The sequence below is a fragment of the Streptomyces sp. NPDC058579 genome (assembly GCF_042718575.1).
Lineage (GTDB): Bacteria > Actinomycetota > Actinomycetes > Streptomycetales > Streptomycetaceae > Streptomyces.
This window is the reverse complement of sequence record NZ_JBHXPI010000003.1, coordinates 15,667-33,956: the sequence shown is the minus strand read 5'-3', so window position 1 is coordinate 33,956 and position 18,290 is coordinate 15,667. Positions and strand designations below refer to the sequence as shown.

General features: G+C 72.2%; 13 protein-coding genes. 6 read left to right on the top strand and 7 right to left on the bottom strand.

Translation table 11 applies throughout. The annotated features are described in order from the left end of the window. Positions 1 to 4: 4 nt before the first annotated feature. The 4 genes from ACFWRO_RS05450 to ACFWRO_RS05435 form a co-directional block, all read right to left on the bottom strand. The gene (locus tag ACFWRO_RS05450; RefSeq protein WP_384504595.1) at positions 5 to 3,748 is read right to left on the bottom strand and encodes an ABC transporter ATP-binding protein; all 3,744 of its coding nucleotides are present in this window, start codon (positions 3,746 to 3,748) and stop codon (positions 5 to 7) included. Positions 3,749 to 3,928: 180 nt separating this feature from the next. Further along, positions 3,929 to 5,611 (bottom strand): thiamine pyrophosphate-binding protein, encoded by a 1,683-nt coding sequence (locus ACFWRO_RS05445; RefSeq protein WP_384504592.1) that lies wholly within the window; start codon positions 5,609 to 5,611, stop codon positions 3,929 to 3,931. A 92-nt stretch (positions 5,612 to 5,703) separates the two neighbouring features. Further along, on the bottom strand, positions 5,704 to 6,681 hold the full coding sequence (gene speB / locus ACFWRO_RS05440; RefSeq protein ID WP_384504590.1) for an agmatinase: 978 nt from the start codon (positions 6,679 to 6,681) through the stop codon (positions 5,704 to 5,706). 82 nt (positions 6,682 to 6,763) lie between these two features. Then, positions 6,764 to 8,296, bottom strand: a complete 1,533-nt coding sequence (locus ACFWRO_RS05435; RefSeq protein ID WP_384504587.1) for a sodium:solute symporter — start codon at positions 8,294 to 8,296, stop codon at positions 6,764 to 6,766. 198 nt (positions 8,297 to 8,494) lie between these two features. Between ACFWRO_RS05435 and ACFWRO_RS05430 the strand changes: the two genes are divergently transcribed. Next, positions 8,495 to 10,012: a PucR family transcriptional regulator gene (locus ACFWRO_RS05430; RefSeq protein WP_384504584.1), complete on the top strand. Its 1,518-nt coding sequence runs from the start codon at positions 8,495 to 8,497 to the stop codon at positions 10,010 to 10,012. 9 nt (positions 10,013 to 10,021) lie between these two features. Here the strand turns inward: ACFWRO_RS05430 and ACFWRO_RS05425 are convergent, their stop codons facing one another. Further along, on the bottom strand, positions 10,022 to 10,633 hold the full coding sequence (locus tag ACFWRO_RS05425; protein WP_384504582.1) for a hypothetical protein: 612 nt from the start codon (positions 10,631 to 10,633) through the stop codon (positions 10,022 to 10,024). Between the two features lie 170 nt (positions 10,634 to 10,803). On the opposite strand from ACFWRO_RS05425, the gene ACFWRO_RS05420 reads away from it, so the two are divergent. From ACFWRO_RS05420 to ACFWRO_RS05405, 4 genes are all read left to right on the top strand, one after another. Next, positions 10,804 to 11,964: a helix-turn-helix domain-containing protein gene (locus ACFWRO_RS05420; protein WP_384504579.1), complete on the top strand. Its 1,161-nt coding sequence runs from the start codon at positions 10,804 to 10,806 to the stop codon at positions 11,962 to 11,964. 124 nt (positions 11,965 to 12,088) lie between these two features. Next, positions 12,089 to 13,246 (top strand): acyl-CoA dehydrogenase family protein, encoded by a 1,158-nt coding sequence (locus ACFWRO_RS05415; RefSeq protein WP_384504577.1) that lies wholly within the window; start codon positions 12,089 to 12,091, stop codon positions 13,244 to 13,246. Beyond that, entirely contained in the window at positions 13,247 to 14,107 is an 861-nt protein-coding gene (gene tesB, locus ACFWRO_RS05410) for an acyl-CoA thioesterase II (protein ID WP_384504575.1), read from the top strand. Between the two features lie 23 nt (positions 14,108 to 14,130). Then, positions 14,131 to 15,168 (top strand): cation diffusion facilitator family transporter, encoded by a 1,038-nt coding sequence (locus tag ACFWRO_RS05405; RefSeq protein ID WP_384504572.1) that lies wholly within the window; start codon positions 14,131 to 14,133, stop codon positions 15,166 to 15,168. On the opposite strand, the gene ACFWRO_RS05400 is transcribed toward ACFWRO_RS05405, so the two are convergent. Both ACFWRO_RS05400 and ACFWRO_RS05395 read right to left on the bottom strand, forming a co-directional pair. Continuing rightward, on the bottom strand, positions 15,138 to 15,917 hold the full coding sequence (locus ACFWRO_RS05400; RefSeq protein WP_384504570.1) for a phosphatase: 780 nt from the start codon (positions 15,915 to 15,917) through the stop codon (positions 15,138 to 15,140). The two genes, ACFWRO_RS05405 and ACFWRO_RS05400, sit on opposite strands and share 31 nt — an antisense overlap. Before the next feature lie 81 nt (positions 15,918 to 15,998). Continuing rightward, positions 15,999 to 16,595 carry a TetR/AcrR family transcriptional regulator gene (locus tag ACFWRO_RS05395; RefSeq protein ID WP_384504567.1) on the bottom strand — a complete coding sequence of 199 codons (597 nt, stop codon included), beginning with the start codon at positions 16,593 to 16,595 and terminating at the stop codon, positions 15,999 to 16,001. 87 nt (positions 16,596 to 16,682) lie between these two features. On the opposite strand from ACFWRO_RS05395, the gene ACFWRO_RS05390 reads away from it, so the two are divergent. After that, on the top strand, positions 16,683 to 18,290 hold the full coding sequence (locus ACFWRO_RS05390; protein ID WP_384504564.1) for a carboxyl transferase domain-containing protein: 1,608 nt from the start codon (positions 16,683 to 16,685) through the stop codon (positions 18,288 to 18,290).

Sequence of the window (18,290 nt, the reverse complement as noted above, 5' to 3'; positions counted from 1 at the left end):
GTCCTCAGAGCGCCCGTGCCGGCTCCTCCTCGCCGATGAACGCCTTCCAGAGCGTCGCGTAGTGGCCGCCCCTGGCCAGGAGCTCCTCGTGCGTGCCGTCCTCCGCAACCCGGCCGTGGGCCATGAGGATCACGCGGTCCGCGCGTGCCGCCGTCGTCAGGCGGTGGGCCACCACCAGGGTCGTGCGGCGGCCCGCGAGGCGGTCGGTGGCCTGGTTGACCTGGGCCTCGGTGGCCAGGTCGAGCGCTGCGGTGGCCTCGTCGAGGAGCAGGACGTCCGGGTCGACGAGTTCGGCGCGGGCGAGGGCGATCAGCTGGCGCTGGCCCGCGGAGAGGTTACGGCCGCGCTCGGCGACCTCGTGGAGGTAGCCGCCGTCCAGGGTCGCGATCATGTCGTGCGCGCCGACCGCGCGGGCCGCCGCCTCGACCTCGGCGTCGGTCGCCTCGGGGCGGCCGTACGCGATGGCGTCACGGACCGTCCCGGCGAAGAGGTACGCCTCCTGCGGGACGACGCCGAGCCGGTGGCGGTACGAGGTGAGGTCCAGGTTCTTGAGGTCGGTGCCGTCGGCCGTGACCCGGCCGGAAGTGGGGTCGTAGAACCTCGCCACCAGCTTCACCAGGGTGGATTTCCCTGCGCCCGTCTCGCCCACGAACGCGACCGTCTGGCCTGCCGGGATCCGCAGGTCGACGGCGGTCAGAGCCTCCTCCTCGTCCCCGTACGCGAAGGACACGTCCTCGAAGGCGATCTCGCCGCGCAGTGAGAGGACTTCGAGGGGCTCGGCCGCGGCGGCCGTCGATGTCGGCTCCTGGAGCAGTTCCTGCATGCGCTTGAGGGAGACGGTGGCCTGCTGGTAGCCGTCGAAGACCTGGGAGAGCTGCTGGACCGGGGCGAAGAAGAGGTCGATGTAGAGGAGGTACGCGACCAGGGCGCCCGTCGTCAGCGTGCCGGCTTCGATTCTGTTCGCGCCCACGATCATGACCGCGGCTGCCGCCACCGAAGACAACAACGTGACGAACGGGAAGTAGATCGAGATCAGCCACTGGCCTCGGACGCGGGCCTCGCGGTAGTCGGCGCTGCGGGCCGTGAAGTGGGCGACGCCGGAGTTCTCGCGGCGGAACGCCTGGACAATGCGGAGGCCGGAGACCGACTCCTGGAGGTCGGCGTTGACGACGCTGATCCGGTCCCGGGCCAGCTCGTACGCCTTCACGCTGGAGCGGCGGAAGAAGTACGTGGCGACGGCGAGGACCGGGAGCGTCGCGAAGACGACCAGGGCGAGCTGGAGGTCGAGGACGAGCAGCGCGCCCATGATGCCGAAGAAGGTCGTGACGGAGACGAAGGCGGTGACCAGACCCGTCTGGAGGAAGGTCGACAGGGCGTCGACGTCCGTCGTCATCCGGGTCATGATCCGGCCGGTCAGCTCGCGCTCGTAGTAGTCGAGGCCGAGCCGCTGGAGCTGGGCGAAGATCTTCAGGCGCAGGGCGTAGAGGACGCGTTCGCCGGTGCGGCCGGTCATCTTGATCTCGGCTGTCTGCGCGAACCACTGCACGACGACGGTGATCAGGGCGAGCGCGGAGGCGGCCCAGACGGCGCCCATGGCGAGCTTGTTCACGCCGTCGTCGATGCCGTGCCGGATCAGGACCGGCAGCAGCAGGCCCATGCCGGCGTCGACGGCGACGAGGCCGAGGCTGATGAGGAGGGGGGTGCGGAAGCCGCGCAGCAGGCGGCGTAGTCCGTACGACTCCTCGGGGGTGACCGCGCGGGCCTCGTCGATGTCGGGGGTGTCGGTGGCGGGCGGCAGCGCCTCGACGGCGGCGAGGAGTTCGGGGGTGGCCCCGGGGGTCTGGGACTCCTCGCTCTCGGCCTCCTCGCGTACCCAGAGGGTGGGGGTGATGCCGCGTTCGGCGTCGAACTCGGCGTCGAGCTCGGCACGCAGGGTGCGGTCCTCGGGCAGCTCTACGGGGACGGTGTGGCCGGGCGAGACGCCGCCGAGTTCGTCGGGGTCGGTGAGGAGCCGCCGGTAGAGGGCGGAACGCTTCTCCAGCTCAGCGTGGGTGCCGATGTCGGAGAGCCGGCCGTCGTCGAGGACGGCGATCCGGTCGGCGAGGCCGAGGGTGGAGCGGCGGTGGGCGATGAGGAGGGTGGTGCGGCCGGCCATCACGGAGGCGAGGGCCTCGTGGATCTCGTGCTCCACGCGCGCGTCGACGGCGGAGGTGGCGTCGTCCAGGAGGAGCAGCCGGGGGTCGGTGAGGATCGCGCGGGCGAGGGCGACGCGCTGGCGCTGGCCGCCGGAGAGGGTGAGGCCGTGCTCGCCGACCTTGGTGTCGTAGCCGTCGGGCAGCTCGGCGATGAAACGGTCCGCCTGGGCGGCGCGCGCGGCGGTCTCGATCTGCTCCTGGGTGGCGTCGGGGTAGCCGTACGCGATGTTGGCGCGGACGGTGTCGGAGAACAGGAAGCTGTCCTCGGGGACGAGCCCGATGGCGGCGCGCAGGGAGTCCTGGGTGAGCTCGCGGACGTCGTGGCCGCCGACGAGGACGGCGCCGTGGTCGACGTCGTAGAAGCGCGGCAGGAGCAGGGAGACGGTGGACTTGCCGGAGCCGGAGGCGCCGACGACGGCGACGGTCTCGCCGGCGCGGATCTCCAGGGAGAACCCGTCGAGGACGGGGCGCCCGTCGTCGTACGCGAAGGAGACGTCGTCGAACTCGACGGTCGCCTCGGCGTCGGCCGGCAGCTCCTTCGTGCCGTCCTTGATGACCGGCTCGGTGTCGATGAGCTCCAGGACGCGGTCGACGCCGGCGCGGGCCTGCTGGGCGACGGTGAGGACCATGGCGAGCATGCGGACGGGGCCGACGAGGGAGGCGAGGTAGGCGGAGAAGGCGACGAAGGTGCCGAGGGTGATCTCACCGCGGGTGGCGAGCCAGCCGCCGAGGGCGAGGACGGCGACCTGGCCGAGGGCGGGCACGGACTGGAGCGCGGGGGTGTAGCGGGCGTTGAGCCGGATGGTGCGCAGGCGTCCGGCGAAGAGCTTGCGGCTGGCCTCGCGGATCTTCCCGGTCTCCTGGTCCTCCTGCCCGAAGCCCTTGACGACGCGGACGCCGGTCACGGAGCCGTCGACGACTCCGGCGACGGTGGCGGCCTGGGCCTGGGCGTACCAGGTGGCGGGGTGGAGGCGGGCGCGGCTGCGCTTGGCGATGAACCAGAGGGCGGGGGCGACGGCGAGGGCGACGAGGGTGAGCGGGAGGGAGAGCCAGGCCATGACGGCCAGCGAGATCAGGAAGAGCAGGACGTTCCCGATCGTCATCGGGAGCATGAAGAGCAGGCCCTGGATGAGCTGGAGGTCGCTGGTGGCGCGGCCGACGACCTGCCCGGTGGACAGCTCGTCCTGCCGGCGGCCGTCGAGCCGGGTGATGGTGCCGTACATCTCGGTACGGAGGTCGTGCTGGACGTCGAGGGCGAGCCGGCCGCCGTAGTAGCGGCGGACGTAGGTGAGGACGTAGACGAGGAGGGCGGCGCCGACGAGAAGGCCGGTCCACAGGCCCAGGGACCGTGTCTTCGCACCGATGACGTCATCGATGATGACCTTGGTGATGAGCGGCACGAGCGCGAGGACGGCCATCCCGGCGAGGGAGGAGCCGAGGGCGAGCACGACATTGGCCTTGTACCGCCAGGCGTACGCACTCAGCCTCCGCGCCCACCCCTGCGCGTGCGGCTCCGCCTGCCGATCCGCCTGTTTCTGCCCCGCCACGGCCACGTGGTGCCTCCCGTTCGTCCTGCTCTACCGGAAGGCTCCAACGCGGCTGGACTGCGATTTCATCCCGCCGCAACAAACCGTGCGACAAGACCGGTCGCTGGTCCTAGGACCGTGGTCCGGCCCGGGACCCGGAGTGTCCGGTCCCGGGGACCCGGAGTGTCCGGCCCGGGACCCGGAGTGTCAGAGGTGCGTGGGCTCGAACATGCGCAGGAGGGCCGGGAGGACCACGACCGAGGGGCCCGGGGTGGCGAGGGACTTGGTGAGGTCCTCCGTCAGGGTCTCCGGGGTGGTGCGGAGGGCCGGGACGCCGAAGGATTCCGACAGGGCCACGAAGTCCGGGCGGGTCAGTTCGGTGGCCGTGGGCTCGCCGAAGGCCTCCGTCATGTACTCGCGCAGGATGCCGTAGCCGCCGTCGTCGACGATGAGCCACGTGACGTTCGAGCCGTACTGCTTCGCCGTCGCCAGCTCCGCGATCGAGTACATCGCGCCGCCGTCGCCCGAGACCGCGAGGACCGGGCGGGTCGGGTCGGCCGCCGCCGCGCCGAGGGCGGCGGGGAAGCCGTAGCCGAGGCCGCCGGCGCCCTGGGCCGAGTGCATGGTGTTCGGGTGGCGGGCGTCGAAGGCCGACCAGGCCCAGTACGCCAGGATCGTCATGTCCCAGAAGCTCGGCGAGTCGTCCGGCAGCGCCTCCCGCACCGACGCCACGATCCGCTGCTCCAGGCCGAGGTCCTGCGCCGCGATGCGGTCCCTGACCTTCGTCAGGACGGCCGCCACCCGCTCCGGGGCCGTCGCGTCCGTACGCTCCTCCACCGTCTCCAGGAGCGCCTGGAGCGCCAGGCGGGCGTCCGCGTGGATGCCGAGCGCCGGGTGGTTGGACTCCAGCTTGCCCGCGTCCGCCTCGATCTGGATCACCCGGCCGCGCGGCGCGAACGTGTGGTAGTTCGACGACAGCTCGCCCAGGCCCGAGCCGACGACGAGCAGGACGTCCGCGTCCTCAAGGAAGTCGGTGGTGTGCCGGTCCTCCAGCCAGGACTGCAGCGACAGCGGGTGCTCCCACGGGAAGGCGCCCTTGCCGCCGAAGGTCGTGACCACGGGAGCGTCGATCCGCTCGGCCAGGGCCAGGAGCTTGCCGGTCGCGTCGGAGCGCACGACCCCGCCGCCCGCGATGATCGCCGGCCGCTCCGCGTTCGCCAGCAGGTGCGCCGCCACCGCCGTCAGCTCGGGGCGCGGCACGACCTCCTCCGGCGTCGCGTCCATCGCCGTGACGACCGGCAGGGTCGTCTCCGCGAGCAGCACGTCCTGCGGGATCTCCACCCAGACCGGCCCGTGCGGGGCGGTCAGCGCGGACTCCCAGGCCGCCGCGATCGCGGACGGGATCTGGGACTGCGTACGGACCGTGTGCACCGACTTCACGACGTCCCGGAAGGACGCCTGCTGGTCGCGCAGCTCGTGCAGGTACCCGTGCCGCCCGCCGCCGAGCCCCGCCACCGGGACCTGGCTGCCGATCGCGAGGACCGGCGCTGAGGCGGCCGCCGCCTCCTGGAGCGCGGCGAGCGACATCAGCGCGCCGGGGCCCGTCGAGAGCAGCAGCGGGGCCGCCTCGCCGGTCATCCGGCCGTACGCGTCCGCCGCGAAACCCGCGTTGTTCTCGACGCGCAGCCCGACGTACGTGAGCGAGGAGCGGCGCAGCGCGTCGAACATGCCGAGCGCGTGCTGGCCGGGGAGCCCGAAGACGGTCGTCGCGCCGAGACCGGTCAGGGTCTCGACGACGAGGTCACCGCCGTTGCGCCCGGCGGGCGGGTTGAGCGCGGCCTCCGTCTGCGCGGCGGTGGGCCGGAGTACCAGGTCGTGGTCGTGGGTCATGAGGTCCCTCTGGGCGTGGCTCGGTGGTCGGGTGCGGCCCGGTGGTCGGGGCGGGGGCACCGTTCCCGGACGCCCCCGCCCCGGTCTACGGGCTACTTCGCCTCGCGGCTCGCCGCGATCTGGCGGGACATGATCGTCGTCAGTTCGTACGCCGTGTGCGAGGCCGCGACCGCCGTGATCTCCGCGTGGTCGTAGGCCGGGGCGACCTCCACCACGTCCGCCGAGACCAGGTTGCAGGAGGACAGGCCACGCAGGATCTCCAGGAGCTCGCGCGAGGTCATGCCGCCCGCCTCCGGGGTGCCGGTGCCGGGGGCGTGGGCCGGGTCGAGGCAGTCGATGTCGATGGAGATGTACAGCGGGCGGTCGCCGATGCGCTGGCGCAGCTGGTCGGCGACCTCGTCGGCGCCGCGGCGGTAGATGTCCGCCGAGGTGACGATGCCGAAGCCCATCTTCTCGTCGTCGGTCAGGTCCTGCTTGCCGTACAGCGGGCCGCGGGTGCCGACGTGCGACAGGGCGGAGGTGTCGAGGATGCCCTCCTCGACGGCGCGGCGGAACGGGGTGCCGTGGGTGTACTCGGCGCCGAAGTACGTGTCCCAGGTGTCGAGGTGCGCGTCGAAGTGGAGCAGCGCGACGGGGCCGTGCTTCTTGGCGACGGAGCGCAGCAGCGGGAGCGCGACGGTGTGGTCGCCGCCGAGGGTCATCATGCGCGCGCCCGTGCCGAGCAGGTCGTCGGCCGCGGCCTCGATCGTCTCGACGGCCTCGTTGATGTTGAACGGGTTGGCGGCGATGTCACCGGCGTCCGCGACCTGCGCGAGGGCGAACGGCGAGGCGTCCTGCGCCGGGTTGTACGGGCGCAGGAGGCGGGAGGCCTCGCGGATCGCGTTGCCGCCGAAGCGGGCGCCGGGGCGGTAGGAGACACCGCTGTCGAAGGGGATGCCGACCACGGCGACGTCGGCGGTGCCGACCTCGTCGAGTCGCGGCAGCCGGGCGAACGTCGCGGGACCGGCGTACCGCGGGATGCGGGACGAGTCGGTGGGGCCGCGGAAGGCGTTCTGGTCGCTGCTGCTCATGGTCGGGTCCTCCTGGGTGTGTCGGTGGTGTCCGGCCGGGGCCCGAGGGTCGTCTCGGGCCCCGGCCGGGAGTCTGGTGCCGTCAGCCGGTCGTCGGCGCCGGCACGGTCTCCGGCGTCGTCGGGTCGTCGGCGTCGGTGCTGGTACCGGTGCCGTCGGCGCCGTCACCGGTGTCCGTCTCGGGGGTGTTCCGGCCCGCCAGCCGGTCACGCCAGTGGGCGAGCACAGCGGCGTCCGTCGGGCGGGTCGCCAGGGAAACGATCACATATGCGGCGAGCGAGGCCAACAAACCATAGTAAACAGGCTCATTTGCAAGGATTCCGTAGGCCCACATCAGGCCAATCACGGACAGGCCGCCGACGGTGACCGCCGCGAGCGCGCCCTGCACGGTGCCCCGGCGCCACAGCAGACCGCCGAGGATCGGCACGAGCAGGCCGCCGACCAGCAGGTTGTACGCCACGGTCAGCGCCTGGACGACATCGTTGAGGACGATCGCGATGGCGATCGTGGCGATGCCCATGATGAGGATGAAGAGCCGGTTCCCCCTCACCTCGTCGTGATCCTCAGCCCCGCCCCCCTTGGACGTCAGCCCGCGCAGGCGCGACCAGATGTCGTTGTTGGCGACGGTGGCGCAGGCGATCAGCGCGCCGGAGGAGGTCGACATCACGGCGGCGAGCGCGGCGGCGAGGACGAGGCCCCGCACACCCATGGGCAGCTCGTCCTTGACGATCGTCGCGAAGGCGTCGTCGGCGCTGGGCAGGTTCGGGTAGAGCACCTTGGCGGCGGTGCCGATGACGGCGCCGGCCAGGGCGTAGACGAGACAGTACGTACCGGCGACCGTGCCGCCCCACTTGGCGACCTTGTCGGTCCGCGCGGTGAACACCCGCTGCCAGATGTCCTGGCCGATGAGCATGCCGAAGGTGTAGATCAGGACGTACGTGAAGATCGTCTCGCCGCCGATGCCGAGCGGCGCGAAGTACTCGGTGGGCAGCTGGGCCTTCATCTCGGCGAAGCCGCCCGCCTTGATGACGGCGATCGGCAGCAGCAGGATCAGCACGCCGATGGTCTTCACCACGAACTGCACCATGTCGGTGAGCGTGATGGACCACATGCCGCCGAGCGTCGAGTACGCGACGACGATGGCGCCGCCGAGCACGATCGCGACCGTACGGGGCAGGTCGAAGAGGACGTCGAAGATCGTGGCGTACGCGATGGTCGAGGTGACCGCGAGCATCAGCGTGTACGCCCACATGACCACGCCCGAGATGACGCCGGCCCGGCCGCCGTAGCGCAGGTCGAGCATCTCGGAGACGGTGTAGACCTTCAGCCGGGCGATCCGGGCGGAGAAGAAGATCGAGAGGGCCAGCAGGCCGAGGCCGATGGCGAAGACCATCCAGGCGCCGGAGAGGCCGTACTTGTAGCCCAGGCCCACACCACCGATCGTCGACGCGCCGCCGAGGACGATGGCCGCCATGGTCCCGGAGTACATCCAGGGGCCGAGCCGGCGGCCCGCCACCAGGAACTCGCTCTTGGACTTGGCGCGGCGCATGCCCCACCAGCCCATCGCGAGCATGCCGGCCAAGTACAGGACGATCACTGTGTAGTCGACGGCCATGGGGTGGGCCCTCCCTCGTTCGTTCCGGTGGCGTGTCGTGCGGTGGAGTGACGACCAGTGACAGTTCGCGAGGACATCCGCCCGTACCCGCGGCCGCTGGATGGGACGAGGCTAGGTGGCCGGAAAGCGACGATGAAGCGTAAGTTTCATCCACTGTTAATCCCGTGCGATGTACGAAAGGTCCATAGGCCCAGAGCGATGACCGCGATGCCCCCCGCACAGGAACCCCCCACATCGACACCACCGGCCCCGCCCGTCTCCCTGGCCGCACTGCTCGGCCGGAAGGACCTCGGGCTGCGGCTCCTGGCGGGCCCGGCCGACGCCGCCGTCCACTGGGTGCACACCTCCGAGATGGCCGACCCGTACCCGTACCTGCTCGGCGGCGAGCTGCTGATGACGGCGGGCGTGCAGCTCCCGGACCCGGCGCACTATGTCGAGCGGGTGGTGGCGGCGGGCGCGGCGGCGCTCGGTTTCGGCGTCGCGCCGGTGTACGACACCGTCCCGGCCGCCCTCGTCGCCGCGTGCGAGCGGCACGGGCTGCCGCTGCTCGAAGTGCCGCCGCAGACGCCGTTCACGGCGGTGGCCCGGGCGGTCTGGCGGCTGATGGCGGAGGCCCGCCACCGAGAGCTGCGGCGGGTGACGGAGGCCCAGCAGTCGCTCGCGGTGGCGGCCGCCCGGCCCGCGCCCGTCCCGGCGGTCCTGGGGGCGCTCGCCTCCCGGCTCGGCGGGAGCGCGGTGCTGTACGCGGCGGACGGCACGCCCTACGCGGCGGCGGGGCGCGAGCTGCCGGGCACGGTGTCCCGGGCGCTCATGGAGCTGGCGGGGGTGGTGGGCCACCGGCCGGGCGGCCCTGCCACGGCGAGCGGCGAGGGCGAGGGGCTGCGCCTGGCCGCGTACGCGCTGGGCGGCGGCGACGGGCTGACCCTCGGGGTCGCCACGGAGAGCCGGGAGCCCGGGGACCACACGATCGCGGGCGTCGCCGTCGTCCTGCTCTCGCTGCTCACCGCCCCGCACCGCGGCGCGGACGTCTCGGCCCGCGACACGGCCCTGGTCCGCCTGCTCCTCGGGGCCGAGGTCGAGGAGGCTTCACGCTCCCTCGGCCCGGGCCCCTGGACGGTCGTCCATGCCCGTGGCGGCGACGGCACCCCGTTCGCGGCCCCGAGCCTGGGGGCGGCGCTGGGGACGGCGCTGGTGGACGCGGGCGGGGGAAGCACGGCTGGGGGCGCGCCCGGGAGCGCCGACGCGGCGGAGACGGGGAGCACCCGGCCGGACGGCACCCCCGTGTCCGTACGACTGCTGCTCCCCGCCTCCTCCCCCGTCACCGCCCAGCCCGGCTGGACCCTCGGGGTCAGCGCCCCCGTCGAGGCCGGCGACCTGGCGGTCGGCGACGCGCAGGCCGCGCGGGCGCTGCGCCGGGCGGAGGCGACCCGCACGGACCTCGTACGCCACCGGCCCGCCGGGTTCGGCGGGCTGATGGACGGGACGGAGGCCACCGCGTACGCCCGGACCCTCCTCGCCCCCATCGGCGAACCGCTGACCGAGACGCTGCGCACCTGGCTCTCGCTGCACGGCAACTGGGACCGCACGGCCGTCGCCCTGGACATCCACCGCAACACCGTCCGCCAGCGCATCACGCGCTGCGCGACGCTCCTGGCCATGGACCTGGACGACGCGGACGTACGGATGGAGCTGTGGTTCGCCCTCGGCCGGCTGTGACCCTTCGGGTCAGGGGTGGAGCTTGTTCACGGCGGTGCGGGTGGTGGCCTTGAAGGCGGTCACCGGGGCGTCCGCCAGGTCGCCCATCTGCCCCCACTGGACATAGGTGACGGTCCGTCCGTCCCGGCCCACGGAGAAGAGGTGGATGTCCGTGTTGCCGATCTCGCGGTTCGCGGTGTCGAGGCTGTAGACGTACGCGCCCTCCTCCACCGCCACCTTCCCGTGGTAGCGGCTGCTCGCGTCCACCTCCGGGTACTCGCGCTCGATGCGCTCCCCGCAGCTGAGCAGCGCCTGGCGCAGCCTGTCGACGAGCGCGACGGCCTTGGCCTCGGTCGCGGCGACGGTGGTGACCTGGACGCCTCCGGTGTCCAGCTCGGTACGGAAGGCGCGGTACCGGGTGCCGGCCGCCGGGAAGGCGTCCGGGCTGCAGAACACGCCCACCTCCGGCACCCCCGGGGTGACCGGGTCGGCCGTCCACGGCGTGCTGGACGGCGGCATCTGGGCGGCCGCCAGGAAGGCCGGCTGAGCGGGCGCGGCGGTGGCGGACGGCGAGGCGGCGAGCGCGACGAGGCCGAGAGCGGCGGCGCCGGTGGCGGCGACTGCGGAACGGAACGTGACCATGGTGGGCATCCCCCTGTGACGTGCGGGTCGTACGAGTCGTACGGGTCGTCAAGACACCACCAGCGTCCGGGCGTTCGGCCGTTCCGGGCAAGAGCGGCACGTGCGCACGCCGTGCCGGAACCGTTCCACCCCCACTGACGTGGGAGTACGCAGAAGGGGGTGGAACGCCCGTGGGACAGACTAAGGACCCGGCGGTCGAGGAACTGGCCCGGCAGGTACGCGCGCTCAAGGAGCGTTCCGGCCGCAGCTACGGCTCCCTCGCGCGCCGCCTCAATGTGAGCACGTCGACTCTCTTCCGCTACTGCTCCGGCGAGACCGTGCCGGAACGGTTCACCGTCCTCGACCAACTGGCCCGGCTCTGCGACGCGACGGAGGAGGAGCGGCGCACGCTACGGCGGGCTTGGACGCGCGCGGACGGGGTACGACGCCCGCCGGTGCCGGTACGGGCGGCAGCTCCGGCTCCGGCTCCGGCTCCGGCTCCGGTTCCAGCGCCCCACCCCGCCACGGCACCCGCCGCGCCCACCGCCGACCCCACCCGCCGCCGGACCCGGCGGCTCACCGGAGCGGTCGCGGCCGTCACCGCCGCTCTGGCGCTCCTCGCGCTCGGCCCGTCGACCACGCTCGGCCCGTCGACCGCACCGGGCCCCGCGCCCACGTCCACGTCCGCCCCAAAAAGCGTCACCACACCCACACCCACACCCACACCCCCCTTCACCTGGACCGTCGCCTCCCACGTCTGGCAGGAGGGGTGCGGCCACACCTACCTCGTCGACCGTGCCCCCGACCGCGTGCCCCCGCCCCCTGCGGCGCAGGACGCGGTGCCGTGGGCGAGCGCACAGGAGGCCGTGCACGGCCGGGACACCCTGCTGCGGGTCTCCGTCCAGGGCCGGTCCCCGACCGAGGCGGTCGTGCTCCAGGCCCTGCACGTGCGGGTGGTCGGCCGGGCGGAGGCCCTCGACCGGCCCGCGTACCGGATGGACAACGGGTGCGGCGGGGCCGTCTCCCCGCGCCTCTTCGACGTGAACCTCGACATGCCCCGCCCCGTCGCCCGGTCCGTCGCGGGCTACGACGCCTCGGGGAGCACCGGCCGGCCGATCCCCGCGGTCTCCCTCCCGTACGCCGTCACCGCCTCCGCCCCCGAGGAGTTCCTGGTGAAGGCCCGGACGGCGGGCTGCGACTGCCGCTGGTACCTGGAGCTTGAGTGGAGCGGCGGGGGCCGCACCGGCACGGTCCGGATCGACGACGGCGGCCGGCCGTTCCGCACGAGCGGGCTCCGGGGGCCGGTGTACGCGTACGACACCCTCACCCGTGGCTGGATCCCGTCCTCCTGATCAACCGGACGTGATGTGGGCAACCATGCGTCCACAACCCTGGACAGCGGCCAGAACCGATGGGTAACTTGACTGAGCAAGCGCTTAGCCATACATGGGCCCGCACATCCGGAGGAGTCGCACCGTGCGCCGTACCGTATTCAACGAGGACCACGAGGCGTTCCGGGAGACCATCCGCGCCTTCATCGAGGCCGAGGTCGTCCCCGTCTACGACGAGTGGTTCGCCGCGGGCCAGGCGCCGCGCGAGTTCTACGACAAGCTCGGTGAGCTGGGCATCTTCGGCATCAACGTCCCCGAGGAGTTCGGCGGCGCGGGCCTGGACACCCACAAGTTCGAGGCCGTCCTCTACGAGGAGACCTCGCGCGCGGGCGTGCAGTTCGGCGGCTCCGGCGTGCACGTGCTGCTCGCCCTGCCCTACATCAAGATGCTCGCCACCGACGAGCAGAAGAAGAAGTACCTGCCGAAGTTCGTCTCCGGCGAGGAGATGTGGGCCCTCGCGATGACCGAGCCGGGCACCGGCTCCGACGTCGCGGGCATGAAGACCACCGCCAAGCTCTCCGAGGACGGCACGCACTACGTCCTCAACGGCTCCAAGACCTTCATCACCGGTGGCGTCCACGCCGACCGCGTGATCGTCTGCGCCCGTACGTCCGCCCCGACGGCCGAGGACCGCCGCTTCGGCATCTCCCTCTTCGCCGTGGACACCAAGTCCGAGGGCTACTCCATCGGCCGCAAGCTGGACAAGCTCGGCCTGCGCACCTCCGACACCGCCGAGCTGGCGTTCGTCGACGTGAAGGTGCCGGTCGAGGACCTCCTCGGCGAGGAGAACAAGGGCTTCCACTACCTCGGCCACAACCTCGCCTCCGAGCGCTGGGGCATCGCCTTCGGCGCCTACGCGCAGGCCAAGGCCGCCGTCCGCTTCGCCCAGCAGTACGTCACGGACCGCACGGTCTTCGGCAAGCCGGTCGCGCACTTCCAGAACACCAAGTTCGAGCTGGCCGCCTGCCAGGCCGAGGTGGACGCGGCCGAGGCCGTCGCCGACCGCGCCCTGGAGGCCCTGGACGCGGGCGAGCTGACCCCGGCCGAGGCCGCGAGCGCCAAGCTCTTCTGCACCGAGGTCGCGCACCGCGTCATCGACCGCTGCCTCCAGCTGCACGGCGGCTACGGCTACATGAACGAGTACCCGATCGCGCGTCTCTACGCCGACAACCGCGTCAACCGCATCTACGGCGGCACCAGCGAGATCATGAAGTCGATCATCGCGAAGTCGATGGGTCTGTAAGTGCCCGAGGCTCTCGACGCCCTGCTCGATCTGCTCGACCTGGAGCAGATCGAGCAGAACTTCTTCCGGGGACAGTCCCGTTCCGCCGTCGTCCCCCGCGTCTTCGGTGGCCAGGTGGCCGCCCAGGCGCTGGTGGCGGCGGGCCGGACCGTCCCCGAAGACCGGCTCGCCCACTCCCTGCACGCGTACTTCCTGCGCGCCGGGGACCCGGGCGCGCCGATCGTCTACACCGTGGACCGGATCCGCGACGGCCGGTCCTTCACCACCCGCCGGGTCGTCGCCGTCCAGCACGGGCAGCCGATCTTCCACCTCTCCGCGTCCTTCCAGACGTACGAGGAGGGGCTTGAGCACCAGTACGACATGCCGGCCGCGCCGGACCCGGAGTCCCTGCCGACGGCCGCCGAGATGCTGCCCCGGCACCTCCCGGCGGACGTCGCCGCTCGGCTCGTCGAGGCGCGGGGCGCGGTGGACCTGCGATACGCCGACACCCCGCCGTGGGGTTCGGTCGGTGAGCCGCGCGAGCCGCGCTCGCAGGTCTGGTTCCGTACGAACGGCAAGCTGGCGGACGACCCGCTGCTGCACGTCTGCCTGGCGACGTACGTCTCCGACATGACGCTGCTCGACTCGGTGCTGCTCGCCCACGGGCGCGGCGGCTGGGCGGTCGGGGACGTCGTCGGGGCCTCGCTGGACCACGCGATGTGGTTCCACCGGCCCTTCCGGGCCGACGAATGGCTGCTGTACGACCAGGAGTCACCGTCCGCCTCGGGCGGCCGCGGACTCGGCCAGGCCCGGATCTACACGCAGGACGGGCGGTTGGCGATCTCCGTCATCCAGGAGGGTGTCGTTCGCGTCCCGCGCTGATGATCGGACATACCGTCCGATTCATGGCGGAGAACGGCTCAGAGAAGGACCAAGGGAACGGCGAGAGCACCGTCACCGTGATCGTGGCGGCGGTGGCGAACCTCGGGATCGCCGCCGCCAAGGCCGTCGCGGGCGTCATCAGCGGATCGAGCGCCATGCTCTCCGAGGCGGCCCACTCGGTCGCCGACACGGTCACCGAGGTCATGCTGCTCACCGCGCTCAAGCGGAGCGAGAAGCCGGCCGACGAGGACCATCCGCTCGGCTACGCGCAGGAACGCTACGTCTGGGCGATGCTGGCCGCCGTCGCCACCTTCGTCGGCGGCGCGGTCTTCTCCGTCTACGACGGCATCCACACCCTCACCCACGGCGAGGAGGTCGGCGACCCGCTCGTCTCGTACATCGTGCTCGGCGTCGCCTTCGTCCTGGAGAGCTTCTCCCTGCGGACCGCGCTCCGTCAGGTCAAGGGCGAGGCGGAGCGGATGAAGGCGCCCTTCGGCCGCTATCTGCGGCTCACCCCCGACACCACCGTCAAGGCCGTCGTGATGGAGGACTCCGCCGCCCTGTGCGGGCTGATGCTGGCGGCGGGCGGACTGCTCGGCGTCGAGCTCACCGGCGACAGCGTCTGGGACGGCGTCGCCTCGATCCTCATCGGCGCGCTGCTCGTGTACGTGGCCTGGGTGCTCGGCCGCTCGAACGCGGAGCTGCTGATCGGCCGCCCGGTGCCGAAGCGGATGCGGGCGGAGATCCGCGAGGAACTGCTGTCGGTGCCGCACATCATCGACGTGCTGGACCTGACGACGCTGATCCAGGGACCGGACGAGGTCATGATCGCGGCGAAGGTCGACTTCCGGGACGTGTCGTCGGCCGAGCAGGTCGAGTGGGCCTGCGAGGAGGCCGAAGAGCAGCTGCGGGAGCGCTTTCCGGCCGTCAAGCGGGTGTACCTGGACCCGACACCGGGCCTTGACCAGCGCCGGAGCGATGGACCGGGTCGGGGCGATGGACCGGGCCCTGGCCCGGGCGGCGGACCGCGTCAGAGCAGGCCGGACGCGTCGAGCAGGTAGTCGGTGAGCGGCTCGTAGTAGCGGGGGTCGATGACGTGGTCGTCCAGCGGGATCGTGACCTGCATCGTGCCCTCGGCCTCGCCGATGAAGAGGGCGGGGTCGTTGCAGTCGGCGTAGCCGACGGAGTCGATCCCGCGCTGGCCGGCGCGGCCCGCCCAGCCGTGGTCGGCGACAACGAGGTCGGGCCGGGCCTCGCCCAGGGCCTCCAGGCCGTCCAGGATCGCGTTCATCGGCTCCGGCGAATGGGTGTGCCAGAGGGTCGCGCCCCGCTCGAAGACGGCCACGTCCGCGAACTGCACGACGTACCCCTCGTCGGCGGTGAGCCCGCCGGGGATCCGTACGATGTCGCAGCCCTGGGCCCGCAGCGCGGCGGCGACGCGGCTGTGGGCGTCGATCAGCGCGCCCGGGTGGCCGGTCGCGAAGAGCACCCGCTGCTTGCCCGCGGCGGCCTTGCGCAGCCGGGCGGCGGCCCGGTCGAGGGCGTCGACGGTCAGCTCGGGGTCGATGGTGTCCTGGCCGGCGCGGTGGGCGGGGTCGTCGTTCACCCCGCACCGCTCGGCCATCACGGCGAGCACGTCCTGCTCGTCGGCCCACCGGTCGCCGAGTTCCAGGCCGAGCCAGTAGTGCCGGTCGCCGTTGGCGAGCTTGCGGTAGTGGGAGAGGTTGTTGTCGCGCGGGGTGGCGACGTCTCCGGCGATCCGGGTCCGCACGAGGTGCTCGACCAGGGCGGGGCGACTGAGTATCGGCATCGGCATGATGCTCATTCTGCCGGGCCGCAGGGCGGGCGTCCGCCCGGTTTCACCTCCTGGACCGGTGTCCGAGCCGGGCCCCTACTCCCCCGGCTCCCCCGCGAGGGCGCCGAAGGCCCCGTGCGCGAGGCGTCGCAGCAGCTCCTCCATCGCGTCGCGGCCGAGGGCGGCGAGGTGCGGGGTCGAGTTCAGGAGCCCGAAGACGGCGTGGACGGCGGTGCGCGCCTCGCCCTCGGAGGCCACCGGGTACAGCTCCCGTACGACCGTCACCCACAGCTCGACGTACTGCCGCTGGAGCTGTCGTACCCGCTTGCGGTCCTCGTCCTTGAGCCGGTCGAGCTCGCGGTCGTGCAGGGTGATCAGGGGCCTGTCGTCGAGCGCGAAGTCGATGTGTCCGTCGATGAGCGCGCCGAGCAGTGCCCGCGGGTCACCGGCGGCGTCGCCGACCCGCAGCAGGCCGCCGTCGAGGAGGCGCTCGCTGATGCCGACGAGCAGCTCGGCGAGCATCGCGTCCTTGCCCGGGAAGTGGCGGTAGAGCCCGGGGCCGCTGATGCCGACCGCGGCCCCTATCTCGTCGACGCCCACGCCGTGGAAGCCGCGCTCGGCGAAGAGGCGAGCGGCCTCTTTGAGGATCTGCTCGCGTCGCGTGGGGGCGTCGGTCCTGGCGGTGGTCGTCATGAAGACGATTCTAGACAACGGGGTTAGCGGTCGTTAACCTGAAGGACATACGTTAACGCTCATTAACCGAGCAAGGGAGCTCGAGGGATGCAGCAGGCACCTGTGCTGACGAGCGCGGCGGATCCCGCGTCCGCGGCCTGGCAGGCCAACGAGGCGGCGCACGAGGAGCTGACCGCGACGCTCCGCGCCAAGCTCGCCGCGGTCGCGCTCGGCGGCGGTGAGAAGGCCCGCGCCCGGCACACCGCGCGGGGCAAGCTGCTGCCGCGGGACCGGGTGGACACGCTCCTGGACCCGGGTTCCCCGTTCCTGGAGCTGGCCCCGCTCGCGGCCAACGGGATGTACGGCGACGCGGCCCCGGCCGCCGGGGTCATCGCGGGCATCGGCCGGGTCTCCGGCCGGGAGTGCGTGATCGTCGCCAACGACGCGACCGTCAAGGGCGGCACGTACTACCCGATGACGGTGAAGAAGCACCTGCGGGCCCAGGAGGTGGCGATGGAGAATCGTCTCCCCTGCCTGTACCTGGTGGACTCGGGCGGCGCGTTCCTGCCGATGCAGGACGAGGTCTTCCCCGACCGGGAGCACTTCGGCCGGATCTTCTACAACCAGGCCCGGATGTCCGGCGCCGGCATCCCGCAGATCGCGGCCGTCCTCGGCTCCTGCACGGCCGGCGGCGCGTACGTCCCGGCGATGAGCGACGAGGCCGTGATCGTACGGAACCAGGGCACGATCTTCCTCGGCGGACCGCCGCTGGTGAAGGCGGCGACCGGCGAGGTCGTCACGGCGGAGGAACTGGGCGGCGGCGAGGTGCACTCCCGTACGTCCGGAGTCACCGACCACCTCGCCGAGGACGACGCGCACGCGCTGCGGATCGTCCGCAACATCGTCGCGACGCTCCCCGCGCGCGGGGCGCTGCCCTGGTCGGTGGAGCCGGTCGAGGAGCCGAAGGTGGACCCGGCGGGGCTCTACGGCGCGGTGCCGGTGGACTCCCGTACCCCGTACGACGCCCGTGAGGTCATCGCGCGGATCGTGGACGCCTCCCGCTTCCAGGAGTTCAAGTCCGAGTACGGACAGACGTTGATCACCGGCTTCGCCCGGATCCACGGCCACCCCGTCGGGATCGTCGCCAACAACGGCATCCTGTTCTCCGAGTCCGCCCAGAAGGGCGCGCACTTCATCGAGCTGTGCGACCAGCGCGGCATCCCGCTGCTGTTCCTGCAGAACATCTCGGGCTTCATGGTCGGCAAGGACTACGAGGCGGGCGGCATCGCCAAGCACGGCGCGAAGATGGTCACGGCGGTGGCCACCACGCGCGTGCCGAAGCTGACGGTGGTCGTCGGCGGTTCGTACGGCGCGGGCAACTACTCGATGTGCGGCCGGGCGTACTCCCCGCGCTTCCTGTGGATGTGGCCCAACGCCAAGATCTCCGTCATGGGCGGCGAGCAGGCGGCGTCGGTCCTCGCGACCGTCAAGCGGGACCAGCTCGGCGACGAGTGGAGCGCGGAGGACGAGGAGTCCTTCAAGGCCCCGATCCGCGCGCAGTACGAGACCCAGGGCAACGCCTACTACGCGACGGCCAGGCTCTGGGACGACGGGGTCATCGACCCGATGGAGACCCGCCAGGTGGTGGGCCTCGCCCTGACGGCCTGTGCCAACGCGCCGCTGGGTGACCCCCAGTTCGGCGTCTTCCGGATGTGA